Raw genomic sequence first — 7,227 nt, 5'->3', positions numbered from 1 at the left:
CAACAGGGCATGGTGATATTTTTCAACGGCTAACTGGCTAATATATGTATCAATATATTTCAGTGTGTTGAGCCAATCGTTACGTTTGAAGTAATAATCCGCAAATAAATATTTTACATGTGAATTTAAACCGGCACCCGCTTCTCGCCGAATTACCTTAAGCAAGTCCCTTGCTGAAGAGGTCGCATTGTAATCGAGTAATTGTTCGATAAATTTATAAGTGGCAGGGTGGTCATAATTTTTTTGCAAAAGGGCCATGTTATTTATAATCAAGGCAATACTAGTGATCTGATTATTTTTAACGTTTTCGGAATCAACCGCTTTTTCTAATGCGCTAATAGTATCGAATTTTGATCCATGCCATTGCGGATTTTTGAGCAATTGTGTAAAAAATAAGGTAGAGAACTTTTGATGCATATTATCAATAGCTTTGATCTGCTCTTGATGATCATTATTATCCGCAGCAATATTGTCGTTACTGAAAACTAAGCAGAGTACAGCTACGCTCAGTAACATTAGTTTCATTAAAGTGGTAAGTGAATTACTTTTCATTAATATCACTTAGTATTCTGATTATTCATGAGGTTAATCATCTATTCTTAATGTTTTTAGAGCTAGTCGATTAGGGTAAATAAACGACGTTATTTACATCGCTTATTTACCCAGAAACGTGGTGTTAGCTACGAAAGATTGTAGGTAAACAAACCATGTTCAGTTACATTCACTTCAATATGCGAAATATCTTCGTTATTTGAAAGTTTAGATAAGCATTCAACTGCCATTTCGGGTAATAAGGTACGCGTTAGAATATTTTCAATATTACGGGCACCCGTATCAACTTCCTGACTGCGCGCTAAAATATGCAACATCACCTCTTCATCAAAGCTAAACGTGGCGTTGTAATGTTCCTTAACGCGTTTGGCTATTTTGTCCATATTGATTCTACATATTTTAAGCAAATTATCATCACCTAGCGGGTAATAAGGAATCACTGTCGTTCTGCCAAGAAAAGCTGGCTTGAAATGATTGAGCAATTGCGGTCTGAAATTATCCAGTAATACATCCGGCTCTGGTAATTCTTCACTTTGAGCGCATATCGCTCGAATATGCTCTTCACCTGCATTTGATGTCATAATGATAATGGTATTTCTAAAGTCGATATCGCGCCCTTCACCATCTTTAATTGTGCCTTTATCAAACAGATTATAAAAAACATCCTGAACACCCGGGTGCGCTTTTTCCATCTCATCCAATAATATTATACTGTGTGGTTTTCTACGGGCAGCTTCAGTTAATACGCCACCTTCACCGTAGCCAACATAACCAGGAGGGGAGCCAAGCAACATTGATACTTTGTGTTCTTCTTTAAACTCCGACATGTTAATACAGGTGATATTTTGCTCTCCACCGTAAAGCACATCCGCTAAGGCTAACGCGGTTTCTGTCTTACCGATACCGCTTGGGCCAACCATAAAGAATACACCGACAGGTTTACGCGGATCGGTAAGACCTGCTCGAGAGGTTCTAATACATTCAGCAATCGCTTCAAGCGCATGAGATTGACCAATAACACGCTTCTCCAGTGATTGCTTTAGTTCCATAATGGACTTAATTTCATTGGAAACCATTTTACCGACAGGGATCCCCGTCCAGTTCGCGACCACTTCTGCGATGGCCTGGCTGCCTACGTTTACTTGAATCATCGGCTGATCGCCCTGCAACTCAGTTAACGCTGCCATTAAGCTGTGTAACTCCTCTTTTGTTGCTTGCTGTTGATCTTCTGTTAATAAAACAGATGATTCTTCTTGATTGGATATATCTGCTTGAGGTTGAGCATTAAAGCTATGTTCAATTTGTTTTTGCAGAGCATGAATTTGCGAGACAATTTCTTGCTCTTTCTGCCACTGCTCTTCTTGCGTGACCAGTTTCTGGGCTAAAAATGCCTGCTCTTCAATAAGCTCTGCAATTTTTTCTTGATGATTACCCAGTGTTGCATGCTCTCGTTGCAGTGATTTGATGGTGGTTTGTGATTGAGTAATATTTCTACGGGTGTCCTCTATTGCTGCAGGAGTTGCGCTTTGGCTCAGGGCAACACGTGCACAGGCTGTATCTAATAAACTGACAGATTTATCGGGTAGTTGGCGAGAGGTGATATAACGACTGGATAATTTAACAGAATCAATAATTGCCTCATCCATAATGCGCACACCATGGTGATCTTGTAACACATTGGCAATTGCACGCATCATATTAATCGCTTTCTCTTCGCTTGGCTCTTCAATTTTAACTACTTGAAAACGTCGCGTCAGTGCTGGATCTCGTTCAAAGTATTTCTTATACTCAGCCCAAGTAGTTGCTGCTATTGTTCTTAATTCACCACGCGCAAGCGCAGGTTTTAATAAGTTAGCGGCATCTCCCTGGCCCTCTTTACCGCCAGCTCCTATCAGGGTATGCGCTTCATCAATAAACATAATGATAGGTTGTGGCGACGCTTTTACTTCTGCAATAACTGATTTCAGACGGTTTTCGAATTCACCTTTAACACTGGCCCCTGCTTGTAATAAGCCCAAATCCAATGTACGAACACAAACATCTTTTAATGCATCAGGTACATCGCCAGAGGCGATACGTAAAGCAAAACCTTCGACAACAGCTGTTTTACCCACACCCGCTTCACCGGTAAGAATAGGGTTGTTTTGACGACGACGAATTAAGATGTCGATAATTTGTCTTATTTCATCATCTCTGCCTAAAATGGCATCAATTTTACCTTTCTTGGCATCTTCAGTGAGATTGACAGTAAACTTGTCTAACGAAGGGGTTTTACTTGGCACTGCTGACGCAGAAGGCGTGCCACTTGAAGTATCGCCCATTACGCTACTAATTGATTCTGCAGTTGTTCCTACAATGGCACGCGTAATTTCACGCAAAGATTCGGGATTAATTTTCTTTAACTCGCCAGATAACGCACCTGTCGATTGACGTAAGGTATCATCGAGCATTATAGCGGTTAATATGTGGGCAGACGTCGCAACGGGTTGGCCATACTCAACGGAAGCAAGCATCCATGCGTTCTTACTAATATCCACAATTGTAGGAGACAATGCGGGGGCTCTGGTATTGCCTCCTTTGATACGATCTAACTCTCTGTTTAGATCTTGATGAATTCTACCTAGATCAATATCGAACTTATCAAAAATGGCTAATAAGTCACTGTCTGGCACTTCAAGTAATTTTAATAACCAATGTTCGATTTCTACATTATAATGAGTACGCGAAAGACAAAGCCCCGCCGCACCTTCTAGCGCATTGCGAGAGGTTTCATTTAACCTGCCGACTAATGATTTTAAATCAATTGTAATCATATCTATTTCCTAAGATTGTTTCATTATTATGTGATTTGTAAGAGAACATCAACAAACCCCTTGAACTTTGTCGCAGCACGATACGCCGCAAATTTTAGTAAAACTTTTTGTTTCGTTATAAAACTCACCAACCCCTCCGGCTCTAATGATCCACTGAAATTTTTCATCACCAAAATAGGCAATGCCAGATGAGTAGCAGGGTAGCTTTAGGTAGTTATTATTAGCTTGCTCTTCGTGCGTTATCGCCGCGTTATTATAAAACTCGATGAGTTTTGTGGGACTGATAAAAAAGCCTTTGCAAACTTCTGACATTAACGGTCTGCTTTCTATGTTTTTCCCCTGCTGAGTAATTTTAATGCGATTGATTGGATCGTTGTTGAACGAACAAGCGATAAGCAAGGTAGAACAGGCGAACAATAGAGCCGTTTTAAATACATTAAAATTAACGGGATATAATGTTTTGCTTAAAGTCATATTGTCACCTTGCTGAAACTGATATATCAATGATTTCATTGGGATCTAAGGTACATGTGGATGGGCTGGACAAACAACTGGTCCACCCCAGAATCGCGCTGCTTTTATTTGCAAAATTCACGCTATCCGGCATATCTTTTCTCAAAATACGTAATATAAAGCTGTAATCATGTTCAAAACCTAGATATAGGCGAACCAACTCATCTAGCGCTTTAAGGTGAGGAGTTTGTGGCGTAAATTTTCTCAGTTGTTCCTTGCTTAGCGGGCCAAGGATAATATTTATTTTGCCTTGGCCGAACCAACCCCTTTTGCCCAACATGACTGTTTTTCCGAGCTGATTGTTTTGTCCAATACCATTACCGATAGGTAATCGTGTGCGCACATCATCAATAAGTTCTTGCCATTGGCCAACAAATTCTTTTATTTGTACAGGTAGCGAAAAATGACTTTTAAGTATTTGTTTAAGTCCGGATGCACTACGGACATTACTATTAAACAAGCCCGCGTAATAAAGCAGAGACTCATCTTTGGTGTATAAACGGTCACCCAGGTGCTTGGTCCCCAAACCAACCAATGAAAGTAACATTTTGGTAAAGTTATCCGTACTGCTTTTGTTGTGCAGTCGACTTCGCTCATATTGCAACGGTACGAAGTATTTCGTTGATGATTGAAAAAATAACGAGGCAGTTCGGTGATTAAATAGATCAAAAAACTCCATGATGGTCTTGTCTTTAACCTTCAATCGTTTTAAAACAGTTTCTGTATAGTGATAAGGCAAAACACCCTGACTTCCCGTCAAACCAATGAAATTAACAGTCATTTTCCATTGATTATTGTATTTGTTATTCGCGTATAAAGGCTTAATAGATGAAATTTCTGATGAAGCAAATGACAGCGATTGACGCGTAGCAAATCTGACGCACTCAGATTGAGGCGGCATAAAGCCCCCCACAGAATGAATTGCAGAAGTTTCGTTTATGGTATTGTAATTATTACTACGTTCTAAAATCCTGACCGCTTGCTTAAATGAAAACTGGTGAGGATGTTCAGTTAACCTATCAATTACAGCAGTATTTTTTCGCCAGCTCGTGGAGGACATTTCTTTAAATAACCTTCTTTATTTTTTGTTTTGATCAGTAGTCGTGTGAAAGAGTTGATAGAGCAATATAAACCAAAAAAGTGTTCTAACATGGTAGAGAAAAGGTAAACACTGCTGCCACTTAACAAAGAGCTATCAATTTTAACGGTTATCTCTATACCACGGCACATTGCGCTGCGGCCATCAATTGTCAGAGGTGCACTAATAGATTTAGCATTCACTTCCATGATTGATTCTATGAGCGCTCTGGTTACCGCTGAAGCTTTAAAATCATATAAACGCAAAATCTCTTTTAATGCCAGGCAGGCATCGTTGCCACCAGTAAGCGATAAGAAATTCAGATTTAGATGGGAAAGTAGTCGCCATCTTGCATGATCTCGCAAGGGCGGCCTGATAACGATTGTCGGCTGAATAAGGTAACGTATTGCCGAACAAGGGGGCGCGCTATCAACACATTGTAATTGCGATTCACCTACGGAATAAGGTAATTTTTGTGGCAAATCTCTATTACTACAGGTCGTCTCCAGTGTGATGGTTCGGTCTTCAGGAATATTAGGGTTAAACGCTAAATCCACAAGGGAAAGAAACAGATCCGTCCCTTCATCTCTATCATAGTTATCTAATTTTGCATGACGTCTAGAGGCAAACCAAAATGAGTGTAAATCCGCATCTTGCTGTTCATGATTGATCCCATAAAAGGGTAGGAAATCAATATCTTCACCGTAATAGGATGATGCCGTCACTTTATTAATACTATAAACTTCATAACCCATAGAGCGCCGCGAGTCAGGGGTTACTTTATATTCGTGCTGAGTATGTTCCAATTTTATCGGATCGGCAGAGTGTTTGAAAAGATTGATAACGGGCGTACAACCCAGATTAAAGGTTGATGCTGAAATATTATGCTCAAGCTCTACATCTGAGCTATTTAAATAGATGTATAAATCCAGTGTATCATGGTCATGCTTGGCTAATTTATCAGTTAATCCGGTGATATCTATAAACATAAACTTTTCAGGAAAAGCAAAATATTCGGTTAATAATCGATAACCGATAAAAGAAGAGTCAGGGTAAGGCAAAATACCTTCATCCGTTGAGAAACCAACCGGTTGAATAGCATTGGGTCCTATATCAATGGGTTGGGTATCATGTTCTGAAGCTGCCAGAATTGTTCTATTACAGTCGTTCAACAACATTTGATATAAAGGATTAATGTGTTGAGGTTGCCCTTTAAGATAAAAACGTAGTTTGTCGACGCCTAAATCAGAAAAATTCAACTCTTTTGAAAATGTTTTGAGTGATATTTTAAGGACACTTTCAGCGCCTCGAATCTTACCGGAACCGGGTGTAAAAAACGGTTTACCCATTAGACTGGCGGAAGTCACCTCAACAGGAAGCAAGGGGATTTCATAGCTGGTAGTAAAACGGCAGCTTTCTCCTTGCAATTGTGTTGTTTCTAATAATGTTCCACTGGCTATGGTGTAGTTTGAATCCAGTTGTTCCTTGTCTGCCACAAATTGTACGATGGACATTGAAGGGATAGGGCGTTGATAGTGTGGATATAGCATCCCCAACAAGGCATCGCTAATTTCGGGAAAGTCATCATTTAACTTATGCTGAATCCGGGCATTGAGAAATGCGAAACTTTCGATCAACCGAGAAACATGAGGATCCTCAATACTATCGTTATTGATACCTAAACGCGCAGCAACTTTAGGATGTTCTTTGGCAAACTCACCGCCAAGCTGGCGCATGTAAACGAGTTCTTTTTCATACAAGGGAAGTAGTTCATCTGCCATAACTGAGTTCCTTAACGCTTACTGAACGTGTAACAGAATCGAGGATTGAATCGTATACCACCACTTCGGGAATCGGGTCTGCATAGACAACCGTATCAAGACGGAAACGTAATGTTCTATCGACATTATCGGCATTTTCAATAAACGACACTCTCACCGATTTAAATCTTGGCTCATAGGTTTTTAATGTATTTTCTAAGTGAGTTATAAACTTATTACGGCGATCAATATCCATAATATTGACGGTCGCGAGATCGGGGAGACCATAATTGAAAATTGATTTATCAATTTCAGGGAAGTCACTACTGGGCTGTATCAAGTGAAAGCGGGTATTTAAGAGTGCTTCTAAATCACGCCTAATACTGACACGTAATTGCTTTACTAGTTGATGGTGTTCTAATATTTGTTCGCTTTGATTATAGGGTTCATCGTCAAATAAACGATCTAAAATAGAAGGGCGTAATTTTTTGTTTTTATCCACACGAGCCAT

Annotated in this window: 6 protein-coding genes; all 6 read right to left on the bottom strand. The window is 39.8% G+C overall.

The features are described 5' to 3' along the window. A partial coding sequence (locus ACJAT7_RS09520; RefSeq protein WP_415226568.1) for a hypothetical protein occupies nt 1–552 on the bottom strand: 552 nt, incomplete at its 3' end. Nucleotides 553–680: 128 nt separating this feature from the next. Continuing rightward, nucleotides 681–3,365, bottom strand: coding sequence for a type VI secretion system ATPase TssH (gene tssH, locus ACJAT7_RS09515; protein ID WP_415226567.1), 2,685 nt, complete (start codon nt 3,363–3,365; stop codon nt 681–683). A gap of 48 nt (nt 3,366–3,413) precedes the next feature. Beyond that, nucleotides 3,414–3,839, bottom strand: a complete 426-nt coding sequence (locus ACJAT7_RS09510; RefSeq protein ID WP_415226566.1) for a hypothetical protein — start codon at nt 3,837–3,839, stop codon at nt 3,414–3,416. Nucleotides 3,840–3,843: 4 nt separating this feature from the next. Continuing rightward, nucleotides 3,844–4,938, bottom strand: coding sequence for a type VI secretion system baseplate subunit TssG (tssG, locus tag ACJAT7_RS09505; protein WP_415226565.1), 1,095 nt, complete (start codon nt 4,936–4,938; stop codon nt 3,844–3,846). Continuing rightward, entirely contained in the window at nt 4,902–6,737 is a 1,836-nt protein-coding gene (gene tssF, locus ACJAT7_RS09500; RefSeq protein WP_415226564.1) for a type VI secretion system baseplate subunit TssF, read from the bottom strand. The genes tssG and tssF overlap by 37 nt, the downstream gene beginning before the upstream one ends. Next, nucleotides 6,727–7,227, bottom strand: coding sequence for a type VI secretion system baseplate subunit TssE (tssE, locus tag ACJAT7_RS09495; RefSeq protein ID WP_415226563.1), 501 nt, complete (start codon nt 7,225–7,227; stop codon nt 6,727–6,729). The genes tssF and tssE overlap by 11 nt, the downstream gene beginning before the upstream one ends.

The organism is Psychromonas sp., assembly GCF_047632995.1.
Lineage (GTDB): Bacteria > Pseudomonadota > Gammaproteobacteria > Enterobacterales > Psychromonadaceae > Psychromonas.
Note: the sequence above shows the minus strand (reverse complement) of the source record. Positions and strands in the feature narration are given on the sequence as shown.